11 protein-coding genes and 1 tRNA gene are annotated in these 18,746 nt (G+C 67.1%); 3 read left to right on the top strand and 9 right to left on the bottom strand.

All coding sequences use genetic code 11. The features are described from left to right. Together P6144_RS16670 and P6144_RS16665 are read right to left on the bottom strand one after the other, a co-directional pair. On the bottom strand, positions 1-8,192 hold an 8,192-nt coding region (locus tag P6144_RS16670; RefSeq protein WP_277768926.1), incomplete at its 3' end, for an MBG domain-containing protein. A gap of 14 nt (positions 8,193-8,206) precedes the next feature. Continuing rightward, complete coding sequence (locus P6144_RS16665) at positions 8,207-9,952, bottom strand: ShlB/FhaC/HecB family hemolysin secretion/activation protein (RefSeq protein WP_277768925.1); 1,746 nt, start codon at positions 9,950-9,952, stop codon at positions 8,207-8,209. Between the two features lie 479 nt (positions 9,953-10,431). Between P6144_RS16665 and P6144_RS16660 the strand changes: the two genes are divergently transcribed. From P6144_RS16660 to P6144_RS16650, 3 genes are all read left to right on the top strand, one after another. Continuing rightward, positions 10,432-10,518: transfer RNA gene (locus P6144_RS16660), tRNA-Leu, on the top strand. A 165-nt stretch (positions 10,519-10,683) separates the two neighbouring features. Then, complete coding sequence (locus P6144_RS16655; protein ID WP_277768924.1) at positions 10,684-11,949, top strand: integrase arm-type DNA-binding domain-containing protein; 1,266 nt, start codon at positions 10,684-10,686, stop codon at positions 11,947-11,949. A gap of 158 nt (positions 11,950-12,107) precedes the next feature. Then, positions 12,108-13,130 carry an aldo/keto reductase gene (locus tag P6144_RS16650; protein WP_277768923.1) on the top strand — a complete coding sequence of 341 codons (1,023 nt, stop codon included), beginning with the start codon at positions 12,108-12,110 and terminating at the stop codon, positions 13,128-13,130. A 79-nt stretch (positions 13,131-13,209) separates the two neighbouring features. Here P6144_RS16650 and P6144_RS16645 read toward each other — a convergent pair whose 3' ends face one another. The 7 genes from P6144_RS16645 to trbJ form a co-directional block, all read right to left on the bottom strand. Continuing rightward, positions 13,210-13,410, bottom strand: a complete 201-nt coding sequence (locus P6144_RS16645; RefSeq protein ID WP_277768922.1) for a helix-turn-helix domain-containing protein — start codon at positions 13,408-13,410, stop codon at positions 13,210-13,212. Then, positions 13,407-13,619 (bottom strand): DUF2274 domain-containing protein, encoded by a 213-nt coding sequence (locus P6144_RS16640; RefSeq protein ID WP_277768921.1) that lies wholly within the window; start codon positions 13,617-13,619, stop codon positions 13,407-13,409. The genes P6144_RS16645 and P6144_RS16640 overlap by 4 nt, the downstream gene beginning before the upstream one ends. Before the next feature lies 1 nt (position 13,620). Further along, the gene (locus P6144_RS16635) at positions 13,621-14,844 is read right to left on the bottom strand and encodes a TrbI/VirB10 family protein (protein ID WP_277768920.1); all 1,224 of its coding nucleotides are present in this window, start codon (positions 14,842-14,844) and stop codon (positions 13,621-13,623) included. Then, on the bottom strand, positions 14,841-15,785 hold the full coding sequence (gene trbG, locus P6144_RS16630) for a P-type conjugative transfer protein TrbG (protein WP_277768919.1): 945 nt from the start codon (positions 15,783-15,785) through the stop codon (positions 14,841-14,843). Before trbG ends, P6144_RS16635 begins: the two co-directional genes overlap by 4 nt. Then, entirely contained in the window at positions 15,782-16,588 is an 807-nt protein-coding gene (trbF, locus tag P6144_RS16625) for a conjugal transfer protein TrbF (protein WP_277768918.1), read from the bottom strand. Before trbF ends, trbG begins: the two co-directional genes overlap by 4 nt. After that, positions 16,588-17,892 carry a P-type conjugative transfer protein TrbL gene (gene trbL, locus P6144_RS16620; protein WP_277768917.1) on the bottom strand — a complete coding sequence of 435 codons (1,305 nt, stop codon included), beginning with the start codon at positions 17,890-17,892 and terminating at the stop codon, positions 16,588-16,590. Before trbL ends, trbF begins: the two co-directional genes overlap by 1 nt. A 113-nt stretch (positions 17,893-18,005) precedes the next feature. Next, the gene (gene trbJ, locus P6144_RS16615; RefSeq protein WP_277768916.1) at positions 18,006-18,746 is read right to left on the bottom strand and encodes a P-type conjugative transfer protein TrbJ; all 741 of its coding nucleotides are present in this window, start codon (positions 18,744-18,746) and stop codon (positions 18,006-18,008) included.

Genomic DNA, 18,746 nt, shown 5'->3' with positions numbered 1-18,746 from the left:
ACCGCACCCTGCGCGGTGCCGCCATAGGCCAGGCTACCGCCTAGGACTGCGGCCGTCTCGCCGTTGACGAGGCCGGTATAGGTCACGCCGTTGCCGCCGGAATAGGCGAGGCCGTCATAGGTCTTGGTGGCGCCGTTGACGGTGACGGTCAGCAGCGCCGGGTTCACCGTCACTGTGCCATCGACATAGTTGATCGTGTAGTTGCCCGAAGTCAGGCCCGAGGCGGTGAGTCCATAGCTGCCTGCGTTCACCGCACCCTGCGCGGTGCCGCCATAGGCCAGGCTACCGCCTAGGACTGCGGCCGTCTCGCCGTTGACGAGGCCGGTGTAGGTCACGCCATTGCCCCCGGAATAGGCGAGGCCGTCATAGGTCTTGGTGGCGTTGCCGACGGTGATGGTGAGCGCGGCAGGGTTCACGGTCAGGCTGCCGTCGACATAGCTGATCGCATAGTTGCCCGAGGCGAGACCCGAAGCAGTGAGACCGTAGGCCCCGGCGTTGATCGCGCCCTGCGCCGTACCGCCATAAACCAGCGTGCCGCCGAGGACCGAAGCGCCCTCGCCATTGACGAGGCCGGTATAGGTCACGCCGTTTCCGCCGCTATACGCCAGCCCGTCATAGGTCTTGGTGGCGCCGTTGACGGTGACGGTCAGCAACGCCGGGTTCACGGTCACCGTGCCATCGACATAGTTGATCGTGTAGTTGCCCGAAGTCAGGCCCGACGCGGTGAGGCCATAGCTGCCGGCGTTGACCGCGCCCTGCGCCGTGCCGCCATAAACCAGCGTGCCGCCGAGGACCGAAGCGCCCTCGCCATTGACAAAGCCCAGATAGCTGACGCCGTTGCCGCCGCTATAGCCGAGGCCGGTATAGGTGCTGGTGGCATTGTTGACGGTGACGGTCAGCAACGCCGGGTTCACGGTCAGGCTGCCGTCGACATAGCTGATCGCATAGTTGCCCGAGGTCAGGCCAGACGCCGTGAGGCCATAGCTGCCGGCATTGACCGCGCCCTGCGCCGTCCCGCCATATACCAGCGTGCCGCCGAGAACCGCTGCGGTCTCGCCGTTGACCAGGCCGGTGTAGGTCACGCCGTTACCGCCCGAATAGGCGAGGCCGTCATAGGTCTTGGTTGCGCCGTTGACGGTGACGGTCAGCAGCGCCGGGTTCACGGTCACTGTGCCGTCGACATAGCTGATCGCGTAATTGCCCGAGGTCAGGCCCGAGGCGGTCAGCCCATAGGTCCCGGCGTTCACCGCACCCTGGGCGGTGCCGCCATAGGCCAGGCTGCCACCAAGCACTGCGCTGGTCTCGCCATTGACCAGGCCGGTATAGGTCACGCCGTTGCCGCCGGAATAGGCAAGCCCGTCATAGGTCTTGGTGGCGTCGCCGACCGTGACGGTCAGCGCGGCCGGGTTCACGACCAGGCTGCCATCGACATAGCTGATCGCGTAATTGCCAGACGTCAGCCCCGAGGCGGTCAGCCCATAGCTGCCGGCGTTGATCGCGCCCTGTGCCGAGCCGCCATAGACCAGCGTGCCGCCGAGCACCGAAGTGCCCTCGCCATTGACGAAGCCGGCATAGCTCACGCCATTGCCGCCGGTATAGGCGAGACCGTCATAGGTCTTGGTCGCGCCATTGACGGTGATGGTCAGCGCAGCCGGGTCGATCGTCAGCGTGCCGGGCGCATAGCTGATTGCGTAATTGCCGGAGGTGAGCCCCGAGGCGGTCAGCCCATAGGTGCCGGCATTGACCGCACCCTGCGCCGAGCCGCCATAGGCGAGCGTGCCGCCGAGCACCGAAGCGCCCTCGCCATTGACGAAGCCGGCATAGCTCACGCCGTTGCCGCCCGAATATGCCAGGCCGTTATAGGTGCTGGTCGCGTTGCTGGCGGTGACGACCAGCGGCGCCCGATTGATCGTCAGGGTCCCGGCGAGATAGCTGATCGTGTAATTGCCGGAGGTCAGGCCCGAGGCGGTGAGACCATAGGTGCCGGCATTGACCGCACCTTGCGCCGCGCCGCCATAGGCCAGCGTGCCGCTGAGGACCGAGGCGTCCTCGTTGTTGACGAAACCGGTATAGGTGACGCCGTTGCCGCCCGCATAGCCAAGGCCGGTATAGGTCCTGGTCGCGTCGCTGGCCTTGATGATCAACGTTGCCCGGGTGATGCTCAGGAGCCCCGGGGTATAGTGGATCGTGTAGTTGCCCGAGGTAAGGCCCGAGGCGCTCAGCGCATAGGTGCCGACATTGATCGCCCCCTGCGCCGCGCCGCCATAGGTCAGCGTGCCGCCGAGCACCGAAGCGTCCTCGTTGTTGACGAAGCCGGTATAGGAGACGCCGTTGCCGCCGCTATAGCCCAGCCCGTTATAGACCCTGGTCGCGCCGTTGACCGTGACGATCAGATCGGCCGGCAGGATCTGGAAGCTGCCGGGCACGGCGATGATGTCATAGCCCGCCTGGTTCGAATAGAGGCCGGTCAGCCGCAGGCTGCTGCCGCTATAGGTGCCGGCATTGGCGCTGGAGGCGACATAGAGCGGCGTGCCGAACAGCCGGCTATAGTCGGGCGTGCCGACGCTGTAGGTCAGCGTGCCCGGCGTGCTGGTCGCCGAACCGCTATAGGTCTGGGTGACGTTGCCGCCGGTCGCAGTGAGCGGCGTCAGGAAGCCGCGGAGCAGCGGTGTGCTGTAGCCGTCATAGATGCGCCAGACCGCACCGGTGCCGCCGGCATCGTCGATGTTCCAGCCGGCTGACGCGAAGCTGGCGAGCGACGTCATCTGGGCAGTGCTCAGCCCGGTGATGCCGGCGGTCGAGCCTGACCCGCCGCCAATGGCATTGCTCTTGCCGCTGGTGGTGGTGTTCCAGAAGCTGTTCGTGACCGTGCCGTCGAGATAGCCGATCAGCCCCCCGGCCACCGCCGAGCTGGTCGCGGTGCCCGATGCATAGGAATTGCTGATCGTCGAGCTGCCGATCGCGAGCCCGACCAGGCCGCCTGCCTGGTTGTTGGTGGCGGTGGCGGCGCCGGTCGCATAGGAATTGCTGATCGTGCCTCCCGTCATCTGGCCCAGCAGACCACCCGCGCTGAAATTGGAGGCCTGCACCGTGCCGGTGGCGAAGGACTGGTCGATTCCCGACGTCCCGCTCTGCGCGCCAACCAATCCGCCGGCCGAGGCGACACCGGAAACATTGCCGCTGGCAGAGGAAAGCGTGATCGTGCCCCCCTGCAGGCTGCCGACCAGCCCGCCGACCTGACTGCCCGTACCGGTGACGGTGACGGCGGCACGAACGCCGGTCACGCTGCCGCCCGTCATGGCGCCGATCAGACTGCCGGTCATGCTGCCCCCGGTGACATTGCCGGTGAGCGACAGGTTGCTGATCGTGCCGGCGGAATAGCCGAACAGCCCGACATTTGAAGTGCCCGGCCGGTTGATCCGCAGTCCGGTGATCGCATGGCCATTGCCGTTCAGGCTGCCGGTGAAGGCGTTGCTAAGGCTGCTGCCGATCGGCAGGAAGCCGGCCAGCCCGTTCCACGCCGCGGCGCTGCTGGCGTTGATGTCGTTGGCCAGCACGAAATTCTGTGCGCGCAGGCTGATCGAGGCCATGCCCTGCAGGCCATAGACGTCGGCGATCTGATAGGGATTGGCCACCGTGCCGTCGCCGCCCCGCGCGCGGATGAAGGTCGCGCTCGGGGTCAGCTGGAAGTCGACCACGGAGAAGTTGGGCAGCGTGCCGATCTGGCTCCACGTGCCGCTCAGCAGCTTGAAGGTGTTCACCGACAGCGTGCTGTTAATGGTGATGTCACGGCCCGAGGAGAGCGACAGCGTGCCGGCAGGCGCGCTCACGCCGACGAGTGCTATGTCGTTGCCGGCGGTAGTGATCAGCGCCAGGCTCGATGCATCGGTCCAGGTCAACCCGCTGATATCGAGTGCGCCATTGGCGGTCAGGCTGATGTCGCCGGTGACCGCCATGGTTCCGTTACCCACGGAGAGCGCGCCGCCGGAATTGAGGTTGGCATCGAGCAGATAGTTGCTGCCGGTGCGGATCTGCATGCCATAGCCGGTCGCGGTCGACAGGCCGGCACCGGTGACGAAGGCGAGGTCGCTGTCGCTATAGCTGCCGAGCGTGGCGAGGAAGCCGGCCTGCGTCGCGGTGAGCGAGGCACGATTGGTCGACAATTGCAGCGTCGAGCCGAGGAGCGAGATGTTTTGGATGCCGTTCGAGGACAGCGCATCGGCATAGGTCGCGCCGCGCGTCGCGCCATTGTCCAGATAGGTGATCACGCCGTTGGAGCCGAGCGTGCCGGCGTCGCCCAGGATGTAGAAATAGCCGTTCGCGCCGGTGGTCGCGCTGCCGAACACGGTGCCGTTGGTTAGCGCGGTGACGGCGGCGCCGCTAAGCGCGATGGCGCCGGTCAGGTCGGTATAGGCGCTGCCGCTGACCGCGACCGGGGTGCTGGTGTAGCGCCAGCCGAGATAGGGGTAGAGGTTGGTGCCGGTGCCCCAGATCGAGGAAGAGAAGCCGGTTGGCAGCGCGGCCTGGAGTTGCGCGGTAGTGCGGCCGGTGATTCCGGCTGCTTGGCCGCCGCTGACGCCTAGCGCCAGGCCGGTGGTCTGGGTATCCCAATAGGCGTTGATGATCGAGCCGGCGGCGCCGTTGTTATACCCTGCGAAACCGCCGCGGCTGGCTCCGACCACACGGCCTGTCGAGAAGGCGGAATGGATCGTGCCGTTGATGTAATTGACGCCGACAAACCCGCCGATATTGCCGGCCGACCCGGTACCGGTCACCGCGCCGGTCGCGTAGGAATCGGTGATCGTGCCGTCATTATGGCCGACAAAGCCGCCGACCGGACCCGCCGCGCCGGTGACGGTGCCGGTCGCATAGGATTGCGAAATCGTCCCGCCGTCGCCGGAAAATCCGTTTCCGCCGACCAGGCCGCCGATATAGCCATAGCCCGCATTGGCGTTGGTGCCGGTGACGTTGCCGGTCGCATAGGAGCGGGTGATCGTCGCGCCATTGGCGTTGAACCCGACCAGGCCGCCGATCTGATAGCCCGCGCCGGTCACGGCGCCGCTGGCCCAGGAATCGGCGATGGCACCGCCGTTATTGGTGCCGACCAGGCCGCCGGTATTGGCCTCGGTGGTCGAACTGCCGGTTACGGCCGTGGAGGCCCCGCTGCTCGAGACCGAACCGCCGAGGAGATAGCCGACAAGCGCGCCGACGCCGTCATTGCCGGTAACGCTGCCGCCGATCAGCCGGAGATTGGCGATCGTGCCGCCGGTCACATAGCCGAACAGGCCGACATAGTTGGTGCCGGAGCGGCTTATCGTCAGCCCGGTGATGCTGTGGCTGTTGCCGTTCAGGCTGCCGGTGAAGGGCGTGCCGCCCGAGCCGATCGGCGCGAAGCCGGTGGTATTCCACACGTCACCATAATAGCCGCCATTCAAGGTGAAGGCGGGGGTCAGGTCGATATCGGCGCCCAGCGTATAGCTGCCCGCCAGATTGAGCGACATCAGCTGCAGCGCATGCGGCGTGAAGATCACGCTCGACGCTTCGTTGCGCAGCATCGGGCGCGTGTCGCCGGGCAGCATCACCCAGGTGTTGGTGAAGTCGAAGCCGAAGCCGCTGTAGGTGTTCTGGTTATAGGCGATACCGTGGACGAAGCCGAGGCCGAGCGCGCTGGTGGAAACGCCGGTGGAGCCCACATCCCAAAGCGCGCCGCTAATGTTGGCGGTGCTGCCGCGCCATTGCCCGATGAGCCCGCCGGTCAGCGAACTCCCGGAGACCCTGCCGCTGGCATAGACGTTGGTGAGCGTCAGCGTGATGCCGTTGTCGGTGTCGCCGATCAGCCCGCCGACCATGCTCGTACCGGTAACCGCGCCGACGGCGTAGGAATTGGTTATGCTGGCGGTGGAAAAGACATAGCCCGCCAGGCCGCCGGCCTTGTTCTGCGAAATCGCGACGGATGCGGCGGACGAAACGCCATTCAGCGTGCTGTCGAACAACCAGCCGACGACGCCGCCGGCTTCCTGGAAAGCGCTGACGCTGCCGGTGACGTGGACATTGCTCAGCGTCGTACCGCCGGCATAGCCCACCACCGCCCCTACCCGGGAGCTGCCTGTCACCGTGGCGTTGGAAAGCGTGAAATCGCGCAGTACGGCGTTGTTCGTGCTTCCAAACAGTCCGGTCTGGCCCTGGTTTGGCCGGTTGACCGTCAGCCCATCGATCGCATGGCCGAGGCCGGCGAAAATGCCCTGGAAATTATCGAGCGTCGCGAACCCCGCGCCGCTGTTCCAGGTCGCGGTCGCGGACGCATCGATGTCGTTGCCGAGCGCATAATAGCCGGTGGCGGATGCCGGAATCGCCTGGAGCTGGGTGGCGTTGTGGATCAGCGTATAGGCATTGCCGTTGATCCTCAGGTTCGCCGCGCTCCCGGGCAGCGATATCCGTGCCCCGCCCGTAAGCGCATAGCCGCTTGCCGCGCTCAGGTAGAGGCTGGCGGACTGCCCTGACAGCGTCACGTCCTTGGCGATGGTGAGCGTGCCGCCGCTGGATTGCAGCGTGTAGCCGGCGCCGACGGCGGTGTCGGTCAGCGCTGCGTTGATCGTCAGGTCGCCGGCAGCGATGAGGGAGACAAGGCCGCTGCTGCTGGCAACCGCGCCGGTCACGGTCAGCGCCGTTCCGTTACCGAAGTAGAAGATGCCCGACGCGGACGAAGCGCCGAGCCGCGTGACCTGATTGTCCGCCACGTGGAGCATAACGCCACCGCCGTTCGCGGCGTTTGCGGTCAGCGTGCCGACGGTGATGGCGCCGCTGGCGTTCTGGTTGATGCCGCCCACGCCTGCATTGAGCGCAAGGCCGCTGTTCGCGTTCGAACCGGTGATCGCAGCGTTGAGGAAGATGCCGCCGGTCGAGCTATTGGCGTTGAGCGTCAGCGTGGTGGCGGCGCTCCAGGTCACGGCGTCATTGACGGTGATATTGCCGGCTTGCCCGCCGCCGCCACCATCGACCAGAACGATGATATTGGCTGAATTCAGCCATCCCGAGAGCGTGGCATTATTGAGATTGGAGGTAGTACCGATCGACCCGACATATCCGGGGTTACCGACTACGTTGATCCCCAGGGAATAGGAAGAATTGGCCGAGATGGTCAGATCGTACGGATCGATCAGCCAAGTGCCGGTCGTGCCGTTCGCCGCCGAGGTCAGGACCTGCAGATCGTCGCCGAAGCCGACCATGTGCGCGGAGGTTTCGACGAAGCCGCCATCGCCGCCATCGGGCGCCGACGCGTCGAGCGTGCCGCCGGCCTGCGTCACGCCGCCCTGCATGTCGGCGAGGAGCAGGATCTTGCCCGACTGGTTGGAGAGCGTCCGCGCCTCGATCGTGCCGATGTTCGAGACGATCGAGGAGACCGCCGCGCCTGCACCCTGCGCGGTGAGCAGCACCTGGCCGCCGCCCGCTGCGATCAAGCCGCCATTCTGGACCAGCGCCTGGCTGGTCGCGGGATCGACCTCGACCTTCAGATGCCCGTCGGCGCCGGCGTCGAGCGTGACCTTGCTGCCTGAGGCGAGCACCACGTCGCCGCGTTCGGCACCGATCGTGCCGAGGTTCGACACGCTGCCGCCGACCAGCACCACTGCGCCGCCGTTCCGCGCGGTCAGGCTGCCTTGGTTGATCACCGAAGCGGTGGGGCTGATCGTGAAGGCGTCCTTGCCTGCCAGGAAGTCGCTGTCGGCGATGTCGCCGGCGGCGGCGACCAGCCCGCCCACGTCCACCTGCGCAGTCGACGTGAACAGCACGCCGTTCGGATTGACGACATAGACCTTGCCGTTCGCCGAGAGCTTGCCGGCGATCGTGCTGCCATTGCCGCCGAGAACGCGGTTGAGGGTGACCGAACTGGCGTCGGGTTGAACGAATTGTACCGACGCATCGCTGCCGATATCGAATCCCTGCCAGTTGATAATCCCCCGCCGCGTCGACTGGGTGACCGTCATCGCGGCGCCGCTGGTGCCGATCGTCGCCTCGCCGGCGACCACCTGGCCGCCGGTCGGCAGCGCAGTGCCGGTGGGGCCGTCCGGGCCTGCCCAAGCGGGTGTCGCCAGCACGAGGCTGAGCAGCGAGACGCCGGCAAGCGCGCCGAGGCGGCGGCCGCGCGGCTGCGAGAGGTTCGGACGCGAGAGGCGGCGGACCGTGGTGCTGATCATGCGCTTAACTCCGCTCAGAAGGTCTTGGAGACAGTGAACCAGCCGCGGGCGCGGCGGCGGCTGCCATCCTGGTTGTGGCGATCGTCGGGGCCGCCCGGATTGGCGCCGATCGGCGCGGCGATCACGCCGCTGACGGTGATGCCGCCGGGCAGCGGATAGGATACACCGGCACCCGCACCGGCGATGCCGTAGCTGTTCTTGTCGCCCGGCCCGCCCCAGCCCAGCCAGGGATCGGCATGCCGCTGGGTGATGCCGCCATCGACGAAGCCGTAGAAGTCGATGCCGCCCAGCGCGCCGCCGTTCACCGGCAGGTGCAGCTCGACATTGGCGACGACGCCGCGATCGCCCAGTGCTTCGTTCACCGGATAGGCGCGCACGCCGTACGGGCCGCCGAGTGCGAACTGCTCGCTCGAATCGAGATTGGCGAGCGACAGCTGGCTGGCGACGCGGACGCGCAGGAACGCCGGCGCGCCGAGCCGCTGGTCGCGGATCAGCTCGGCGGCGAGCTTGCCATAGGCGCCGTTCACCCGGGCGGTGAGCTGATCGTAGAGCCTGTCGAGCGCCGCGCCCGACAGGTCGATCGTGCCCAGCGTCATCGCAACGTCGTACCGGGTGCGCCCACCGCCGCCCAGGCCGTCGCCGGCATCGCCGCTCAGCGACAGCGCGACGCGGTGGACCTGCTTGTTGTGCGCGACCGCGCCGAACAGCTCGTCGTGATAATGGCCATGCTCATAGGCGATGCGGAAGCGCGCCGTCGCCGCGCTGGTGCGCAGGATCGGATAGGTCAGCTCAACGCCCTGGGTATCGGCATTGCCGCGTCCGTCGAGCGCCGCGAAGTCACCGCCCAGCGTGTAGCGCAGATAGCTGGTATAGACGCCGGCGCGCCAGCCGCCGCTGCCGATCGCCAGGCTGTAGCCGATCTGGCCATAGCCGAGCCGCTCCGATCCCAGCCCGAGCAGGGTGAGCTGGTCGCCGGTGCCGGTCAGGTCGTTGAACGCGAGCGTGGCGATGCCGCGATAGCGGCCGGTGGTCTCCACGCCGCCATTGTCCGCCCCGATGCTGCCGCTGACCAGCGGCGCGTCGCGCACGGTGAGCGCCAGGTCGCTGGTGCCGGGCGCGCTGCCGGCCTTGAGCACGCCGTCGGCGCGGATGCCCGGCAGGTCGTTGGCGAGCAGGATGCCGCGCTCGAGTGCGTCGGCCGAATAGGGCTGCCCCGCCGCCAGCCGCCCGCCGACGACGCGCGACACGAAAGCGGGGTCCGCGCGCTTTGCCTGGTTGTCGAGCAGGATCTGGCCGAAGCGTCCTTCGACGACCTGGATGCGGACGGTGCCGGCGCTGGCATCCTGGGGCGGCAGCAGTGTGCGCGCGAAATAGCCGTGGCGGCGATAGACATCGGCCACTGCCTGGGCGGCGGCCTGGAGCCCCTGCAGATCGAGCGGCCGACCGATATAGCCGCGGGTCGCGGCCTCGAGTTCGGGCAGCGGGACCAGCGTCGCCCCCTCGATCACGAAGCGATCGACCTGCACGGTGTCGCCGGTGGGCGCCGCGACGTCCCGCGTCGATGCGGGCGGCGGCGAGGCGGAGCGGGGCGTGCCGCCGGGCAGGCCCTGGCGCAGCTCGCGCTGCAGGCTGCCGGCGTCGGGCACGGTCTGCGCCGCGGCAGGTGAGGCGGTGGCGGCGATTGCAGCACAGCCGAGCAGCAGCGCGACACGCCGGTTCCTCGAAATTTGCCGGCCGATGCTCCCGCTTTGGGCGCGCAACTTCGTTTTGCCGACAAATTCCATTTCACCCCCCGATGATCTTTCACGCCTCGGAAGCTGAAACTTCAGCAATTGCGAAGCTGTTCGCTCATCGGGCAATTTGATGTCCGAAGCATTGCTGCGACGCAAAATTCTGTTTGTCTTCGCGCAAGTTTGACCATGGTTATTTTCTCAGCAACCAGGCGCAAGCATCTGGATCAGTAGCTTTGCCCGGTTTGTTGCTGCGCAGCGTGGTTGCGATCGCGAAGCCTCGCGGAGGGCACATGGCCGCGCCCCGCCGCCGCGCTTGCCCGGCCGGTCAGCGTGCCTGTGCGCGTCCACGCCTCGGGCTTATCGGCGCGGCGCATTTCCCCGGCGCAGTTCCCGCCGGGCCAGGTGAAATGACGTGGCTGACGGGGTGCAAAAAATTGATCGGCAATTTGTTTTCGGGGCGGTTGACAGCGCAGGACGTCCCCCGTAGAGGCGCTCGCCTACCCCGTGCCCAGATGGCGGAATTGGTAGACGCACCAGCTTCAGGTGCTGGCGCTCGCAAGGGCGTGGAGGTTCGAGTCCTCTTCTGGGCACCATTTTCCCGGTCCATTGACGTCCATCAGCGTCGCGTAAGTGGCTGGGTTAAAAGCCTTTTTCCAAATATCTTTCCGACGAGATTTGGGCGGGTCCGCCGACATACCACCAGTTTTGGTGGCATAAATCGGCAGCGAATTCGCCCGTTTTCGGACGGAGATACCACCATGGCTCTTACCGCACTCGCGATCAGGAATGCGCAGCCCCGGGCAACGCCCTACAAGCTCAGCGACGAGCGATCCCTCTTCCTTCTGGTGATGCCCAACGGCGCCAAATACTGGCGCCTTCGCTATCGATTTCTCGACAAGCAGAAGACCCTCGCACTCGGCGTCTGGCCGGAAGTCAGCCTCGCCCAGGCACGCGACAAGCGCGATTCCGCGCGCAGGATGGTCGCCGACGGTATCGATCCGATGGTCGAGAAGAAGCGCCGGAAGCTTCGCGCCCAGATTGATGCGAACGTCACCTTCAAGGGCGTCGCCGAGGAGTGGTTCGTGAAGATCACCCGCGAAGAGCGGGCCGAGGTTACGCTTAGCAAGGTCCGTTGGCTGCTGGAGAAGGTCTATCCGTTCCTCGGCCATCTCCCGCTCCACGAGATCGAGGTGCAGGAGGTGCTCGCCGTGCTGCGAAAGATCGAAGCGACCGGCCGCTACGAAAGCGCGCGCCGCATGCGCAGCGTGATCAGCCGGGTCTTCAGATATGGCATCGCCACCGGGCGGGCGAAGGTCGATGTCGCCCGCGACCTGCGCGGCGCGATCATCGTTCCCAAGACCAAGCACTTCGCGGCGATCACCCGGCCCAAGGAAGTCGGGCAACTCCTGCGCGACATCGACGATAGCGCGGGAAGCGCGATCACGAGGTTCGCGCTTCGGATGACGCCGCACGTCTTCGTGCGCCCAGGCGAACTTCGCCGGGCCGAATGGAACGAATTCGACCTGGAGCGCGCGGTGTGGTCGATCCCGGCGGAGAAGATGAAGATGCGCTGGCCACACCAGGTGCCACTGTCGCGGCAGGTACTCGACCTGCTCGACGAGATACGTCCACTGACCGGCCATAGCCCTTATGTTTTCCCGGCACTCCATACTTGGAAGCGTCCCATGTCGGAGAACACCGTCACGTTCGCGCTCCGGCGTATGGGTTACAGCGGAGATCAGATGACCGCGCATGGCTTTCGCGCCATGGCGGCGACGCTGCTCAACGAGATGGGCCTATGGAACCCCGACGCCATCGAACGGCAGCTCGCGCACATGGAGAACAATGGCGTGCGCCGCGCCTACGCTCGCGGCCAGTATTGGGAAGAGCGTGTGCGGATGATGCAGCACTGGTCGGATTATCTCGACCAGCTCCGTGGCGGAGGCGACGGCAGCGACAAGGTTGCAGGTGATGGCAAGGTGGTCACGGTGGACTTCGGCCGCCGCGGTGCTCGCGCGCGCTAGATCCCAGGGGCGGAGACGGTCGGTCGCTGGCCCGTGCGGGCGCGATTTCGCCTCCGGCTGCCGCCTCGCCGGTCGAACCGATGTGAAAGCCGGACGTTGGCGCCTTGATCGAAGCGACAGGCAATCCGCCCGTCCGCGCTCATCGAGGACAATCGAGCATGCCCAACCGCGCCCAGAAGATCTTCGCGCCGGAATTTTCCTTCGGCCTCGGCGGCGTGCCGCTCGGCAACGAGTTCAACAAGCACAGCGACCGGGAAGCCGCGGAGACGCTGGAAGCGGCGTGGGGTCTCGGCGTGCGCTACTATGATGTCGCGCCTTGGTATGGCTTTGGTCTCTCCGAGCGGCGGTTCGGTCACTTCCTTCACAACAAAAATCGTGACGACTTCGTCCTGTCCTCCAAGGTCGGAAAGTTGTTCAAGGCTTCCCGGGAAAACCGGCACGCCGACTATTTCCCGCTGTCGGATTCTCCGAACGATATCATATTCGACTATACGGCAGACGGCGTGCGCCGCTCGATCGAGGACAGCCTGCAACGGCTCGGCGTGTCGCATCTCGACGTCGCCTTTGTGCACGACCTTTCGCCCGACTTCGTCTACTTCCCGAACGGCTGGGAGGAGCAGTACGAGATCGCGCGCAAGGGCGCGTTCCCGGAACTCTCGAAGATGCGGGACGAAGGGATCATCCGCGGCTGGGGCGTCGGCGTGAACACGCCCTACGCGATTCTCAGGGTGATCGAGGATTCCGATCCCGACGTCTGCCTGTGTGCTCGTCAATACTCGCTCATCGACCATGAGAATGCGGTGCGTGAGGTTTTCCCCGCGGTGCGCGCGAAGAACGTCTCGCTGGTGATCGGCTCGTCACTCAACGCCGGGTTCCTATCCGGGAGCGCGCGTTACAATTACGGCAAGGAGAATTTCGTCATCCCGGCGGAGGTGATCGCCAAGCGCGAGCAGCTGCGCGCGGTCGCGGAGCGTCACGGCGTCGACCTGCGCACTGCGGCGCTGCAATTCTCTGCGGCAGCAACGGAAGCGGTTTCGCTGGTCGTCGGCGCACGCAGCGCGACCCAGATCTCGGAAGACTGGAACTCGATGCAGGCAAAGATCCCGGCGGATTTCTGGGCTGAACTGCAGCACGAGAAGCTTATCGACGCGGAAGCTGCGCTGCCGGCAAGGAGCGAGTAAGCGCTCGCCGGATCGAGGACTCAAGTTGGCGGCGCGACCTTCCTAGCGGGCCGCCAACTTAGGGCAAGAACGTCAGCGCTCAGCTCCGCTCGAACAAGCGCTTGAGGCTCGGATAGAGGATGAAGGTCGATCGGCCGATCTTCACCGTCTCGATCGTCCCGTCGCCGATGAGCTCGTAGATCGTCGAGCGGCAGATGCCGGTCAGCTTCACCGCGGTGGAGATCCGCACGGCGATCGGCTCTAGCGCGTCGGGATCGGTGTGGAAGATGCCGGCGCTCATTTCGCCCTCGTCTTGCTGAAGGCCCGGTCGCTCTCGAGGAACGCCGTGAGCATCGCCGGGATGAGGTCCACGACCGGCTCTTCCCGGCCGTATGCTTGCGCATAGAATGCGGCATAGTCATTGAGGGCCTGGTTCAGGTCGGGCATAACCGAGATGCCGAGCTTGACCGGCGTGCGGTCGCGCAGCTGAGCGAGCTTGATGTCAGGCATGTTATTGCTCCTGGCCGGGCCATGGCGCGAGGACGATGTCCTTGTGCACCACGACGCGGAGTGGCCAGCCGGGCCGCACCTTGATGGTCGGCTGGATGTTGAGGTTCTTCATGACGATCTGGTCGCCGGCGCGCGACGCGCCTTGCTGGGCGGATTCGCGGATCGCGCGGACGAGGTCGCTCTCGCTGTCGCCCAGGCTCAACTCGGTGCCTACGCCCAGCAGCGTCGCCAGACCGATGCCCTTGAGCAGCCGCCAGGTGTGAACATCGACCTTGTCGGCAAGGCCGGCATAGCCGGCCATGTCGGTCGCCGGCACATTGTCGATCCGGATCGAGCTGCCGTTCGGCAGGACGATGCGCTGCCAGACGACCAGAGCCCGGTTTTGGCCATAGGCCACGACGCTGTCGTAGCTTCCGATCAGCCGGGCACCCTGTGGAACCAGCAGGATGTGGCCGGTGGCGCTGTCATAAGCGTTCTCGGTCACCTGCGCGATGACGAGGCCGGGCAGGTCCGAGTTGAGACCGGTGATCAAGCTGGCGGCGATGATGCTGCCGGCGCTCAGCGTGTACGGCGAGACCTGTGCCACCAATGCGTGCGGGTTGATGTCGCCGGCCTCGTCCTTGCCGGCGAGGAAGTCGGCCTTGCGTTGCTGGTTGCCCGGATCCCGCACCGGATCGACCGCGATCGTCGCCGATGGCGCCTCCCGTGCCGGAACGGCGGACGGCGCAGAGGCGGGCGGAGCCGCATTCGCCGCGTGTACGGAGGCGCCGAGCTGCATCATGATACCGGATTCGCGGGCCGCCTTGCGTTCGGCGAGAAGTCGCTGTCGCTCGGCTTCGGCCGCCTGCGCAGCCTGGTCCGAGGAACCCGCAGGCGGCAATCCACCGAGCGCTTCCTGCCGGCGCAGGATCGGACGCCCGAGATCGCCGGGGAGCGGCGGCCCGAGCCTGGGTACGTCACCATAGCTTTTCGGCGCGCCGGCGAGGGCGTCGTCGGGCGCATGGTTGGCGATGTCCTTCTGGTCCTCGGCGCCGGCGACGATCCGGAAAGTCGCGGGCTTGAGCGCGACCCAGGTGACCCCGACGATCGCCGTCGATCCCACCGCCGCGATCGCGATGATCGCGCCGCGACGAAAGCGGATGATCCGGTTCGGGCGGCCGCGCAGCACCAGCGTCTCGGGATCGAGTTTGGGCGAGGCTGCCATAGTGGGAACAGTCTCGCTCATGACGTCCTCCGCTGCCGGCGACGGTCGATGCCAGTACGGCTGATGCGCACTACCACCTGCTTCTTCGTCCCCAGGCGGAGCTCGGCCGTGTCGAACAGCCGATCGACCACATAAAAGCGGCCGCTCATACGGTAGTTGACGAGTTGGGCTTCACCCCGGTCACCGATGACGAACAGCGGCGGCGCCTCCCCGACACCGACGCTTGCCGGGAACTCGACAAACGTCTGCCGCCCGTCGTCGAACGCGCGCAACGGCCGCCAGGCCGGTCTGTCGCCGGCCACGACATAGCCGAAGTCGAGCCGCTCGACGGCGAGACCCGCCGCAACCGGCCTTGCCGCCTCCGCCGCCGCCTGCTGGCGGCGGATCGCGATCATCTCGTCCTGCGGGTAGGTCCAGGACAAGGCGGCCATGGCGGTGGCCGGCGTGCTGTCGAGCTGCAGATGATAGGCACGCCGGTCGGTGGTGATGACGAGGTTGGTCGAGAGCCCGGTGGCGAATGGCTTGACGAGGATATGGACGCGCCTGCTCTCGCCGGCACCGCTAGTCGTGTCGCCGACCGTCCAGCGGGCGGTGTCGCCCGCCGCCACCGAGACGATCGCCTCGCCGGGTTGCAGGGCGATGTCGCTGACCCGCTCGGGCGCGGCGAGCAGCCGGTACAGCACGCCTTCGCTATAGGGATAAACCTGCACGGCGTTGACGAAGGCCGGGGTCGCGGGCTCCTGGGTCGCCTTCGCATTCGCCGTGCGAACCCGAAGCTCGGCCGGCGACGGCTTGTGGCGACGGGGCGCCACGGGAGGCACTACCGACGGGGGAGCGATGGTAGTCGCGACCGGCGGCGAGCTGGGACTCGCCGTGGCGGCCTGAGGCGGTTGGGGCGGCGAGGTTTGCGCGAGAGCGGGCACGGCGACGAGCGCGCTCGCGGAAAGCAGGATGCGGTTCATGGGCGGTTCTCCGGTTGGACTTGGGAGGGCTGGCCGAGGCGGGGATCGAGCGGCGATCCGCTGGGCACGCCCGGATCCGGCACGGGCGTCGGCGCCGTTCCCGACGCATGGTCGGCAGGCGTCTCGAGCTCACGGCTCCAGTCGATCGCATCGACATAGAGGCCAAGCGGATTCTTGCGCAGCGTCTCGGCGTCGCGCGGCGGCTTGAGCAGGACCGTGACGATCGCGGTCCAGCGCGACGTACCAGCGAGGCTCCCGCGGTCGTAGGCGCGCTCGGCCCATTTCACCTGGAAGCTCGTCGCGGACGCGCGGACCACGCTCGTCACCTGGACCGAGACGGTCTTGTCGCCGACATCGGCGAACGGGTTCGCCGAGCGGGCATATTCGCCAAGAAAGATCGCGCCGCGCTTCGACGCGAAGTCATAGGCCTGGAGCCAGTTCTCGCGCATCAGCACCGCGTCGAGCGACCGGCCCCGGATATCGGTGATGAAACGCGCGAGGAACCAGGCGATCTGGGGGTCGGTCGGCCGATATTCGGCGGCGGCGGGAGACACGGCCTGGGCCTGACCGAGGGTGTCGACCGCCACCACATAGGGGACGACGCGGCTCTGCATCGACTGCCAGACCAGCGCGCCCGACAGGCCGGTGGTGAGCGCCAGCCCGCCGAACGCCATCAGCCGCCAGTTGCTCGCCTGGGCCCGGGCGGAGCCGATCCGCTCGTCCCAGAGCTGGCCCGCGCGGCGGTACGGTGTCTCCGGTTCGTCCGTGCGCCCGTAGCGCTGGACGGCACGTTTGAAGCGCATCAGTCCTTCTCCTTGATGTCGGGGGTCGCGCCGCCGCCGCCGCGATCCGAACCCTGGAGGGCGTGGATCGCCGCCTGGCGATGGTGACGGCGGGATTGCGTGTTCTGGAGGTCGCGCGCCCAACCCGGCATCGCGTTAGACGCAGGAGCCGGCGCTCCCCCGGGGTTGGATTGCGTGCCCGTCGCGCCGGCATTCCAGGCGGCGCGTTGGCCTTCGCCGGCGGCGGCGCGGAGCCCGAGCCCGCCGCCCATGCGCTGCGCGAGCGCGCCACGGGCGGCGCTCGCGACACCGCCCATGCCGGCCGCGACCGATTTCGAGCCGGAAGTCTCCTGGCCGAGCCTGTACGCGGTCGACGCGGCAGACCCCATCGAGGTGCCGGCCCGGATTGCGCCGAGCCCGGCACCGGCCAGGCCCTTTGCCGCAGCCATGCCCGCACCGCCGGCGACCGCGAACCCGCCTGCGGCCAGCGCCGTGGTCGCGACCGCCGAGCCGGCGCCGAGCTGCGGCGCGCCGGATACGAGCCCGGAGGCGATGCCCGGCCCGAATATGCCGAGGCCGAACAATGCGAGGCTGGCGAGCACCAGGCTCATGGCCTGGCCGATATCGGGCTCCTTGCCCTGGAGCGCCGAGGCGAATTCGGTGAAGAAGCCCGACCCGATGCCGACGATGACCGCCAGCACCATCACCTTGATGCCCGAAGAGATGACGTTGCCGAGCACGCGCTCGGCGAGAAAGCTGGTCCGGTTCCACAGCGCGAACGGCACGAGGATGAACCCGGCGAGCGTCGTCAGCTTGAACTCGAGGATGCAGACGAACATCTGCACCGCGAGGATGAAGAAGGCGACGATCACGATCACCCAGGCGATCAGGAGCACCATGATCGTCATGAAATTCTCGAAGAAGGTCGTGAAGCCGAGCAGATCGCTGGCCTGGTCGAGCAGTGGCCATGCCGCCTGGAACCCGGTGCCAGCGAGCCGGCCCGGGCGCAGCAGGTCGTCGGCCGAGAGCGTGCCCCCGCCGGCGGTCAGCCCTGCCTGGGCGAAGGAGCGGAAGATGATGTCGGCGAGCGTTGAGAAACGGTTCAGGATCAGCGCGAACACGCCGATATAGAGGATCTTCTTGAGGAAGCGGCCGATCATATCGTCCTCGCCGCCCATCGCCCAGAACAGGCCGGCGAGCGTGATGTCGATGCCGATCAGCACGGATGTCAGGAAGCCGACATCGGGCCCGAGCAGGCCGAACCCGCTGTCGATGTAGCGGATGAAGTCGGCCATGAACCGGTCGATCACGTTGAGGTCGTTCACGGGTTCTTCCTTGGATCTGGGTGCCGCGGGGCCCGGCCAGGGGGAGCGGTTGGCCAGGCCCCGCGGGCTGCGACTGTGGCGGCAGGGGGCTGTTGCCGCCGCGGCCGGTCTCGCTATTGCCGGGGCGTGTAGGCGGTGCCGGTGCCGAGGAACCTGCGCGTCGCGGCGCGCGACGCCTCGGACTCGGTCAGCTGGCGCTGCTTCTCGAGCGCGTCGGCGCGGAACTGCGCGGCCATCATCTGCTGCAGCGCCATGCCCTGCTTGGCGGTGAGCGCGAGCAGCTGGTTGGTCGCCTGGCCGACGGCGAGCGCGCCTTCCGCACCCTGGCTGCGTGCCGCGATCTCGGCCAGCGCCTCGGCATCCTCGCGCGCCTGCTGCACGATACCGCTCTGGACGGTCATCGTCCGGTGCAGCGCGTCGGTGCTCGCGTCGTAGCGCGCGCGGGCCGCCTGCAGCCGCTGGTCGCGTGTCGAGGCGGGATCGAAGCTGCGCGGATAGAGCGCCTTCAGCCTGGCCTCGAGCTGGTCCACTTCGAAGTCGACGCTCTGCGCCTGCTTCATGAGCCGGTCGATGCCATCGAGCTTGTCGAGCAGCGCCTGGAGCTGCGGAAAGGCGATGCCCTTCAGGTTCTGGTCCAGCCGGAGCAGCATCTGCGCCTCGTTCTGGAGCGACTGGATCTGGTTGTTTACCTGCTGGAGCGTGCGCGCAGCGGTCAGGACGGTCTGGCTGTAGTTGGTCGGGTCGAACACCGTGATCTGCGCGTGCGCCGAGGTGGCGAAGCCCATCGTCAGCGAACCCAGGGCGCCAAGGCCCAGCGCCGTCGCGATCAGGTTCTTGCGGGTAAGGATACGCAT

The sequence above is a fragment of the Sphingomonas sp. HITSZ_GF genome (assembly GCF_029543155.1).
Classification (GTDB): Bacteria; Pseudomonadota; Alphaproteobacteria; order Sphingomonadales; family Sphingomonadaceae; genus Sphingomonas.
The sequence above is the reverse complement of the archived record's forward strand: the minus strand, read 5'-3'. Positions and strand labels throughout refer to the sequence as shown.

Bases quoted from the DNA above. Each gene is read 5' to 3' on its own strand.
- trbF (WP_277768918.1), bottom strand. From the start codon at position 16,588: ATGCGCTTCAAACGTGCCGTCCAGCGCTACGGGCGCACGGACGAACCG.
- P6144_RS16655 (WP_277768924.1), top strand. From the start codon at position 10,684: ATGGCTCTTACCGCACTCGCGATCAGGAATGCGCAGCCCCGGGCAACG.
- P6144_RS16640 (WP_277768921.1), bottom strand. From the start codon at position 13,619: ATGCCTGACATCAAGCTCGCTCAGCTGCGCGACCGCACGCCGGTCAAG.
- trbJ (WP_277768916.1), bottom strand. From the start codon at position 18,746: ATGCGTATCCTTACCCGCAAGAACCTGATCGCGACGGCGCTGGGCCTT.
- P6144_RS16645 (WP_277768922.1), bottom strand. From the start codon at position 13,410: ATGAGCGCCGGCATCTTCCACACCGATCCCGACGCGCTAGAGCCGATC.
- trbG (WP_277768919.1), bottom strand. From the start codon at position 15,785: ATGAACCGCATCCTGCTTTCCGCGAGCGCGCTCGTCGCCGTGCCCGCT.
- P6144_RS16650 (WP_277768923.1), top strand. From the start codon at position 12,108: ATGCCCAACCGCGCCCAGAAGATCTTCGCGCCGGAATTTTCCTTCGGC.
- P6144_RS16635 (WP_277768920.1), bottom strand. From the start codon at position 14,844: ATGAGCGAGACTGTTCCCACTATGGCAGCCTCGCCCAAACTCGATCCC.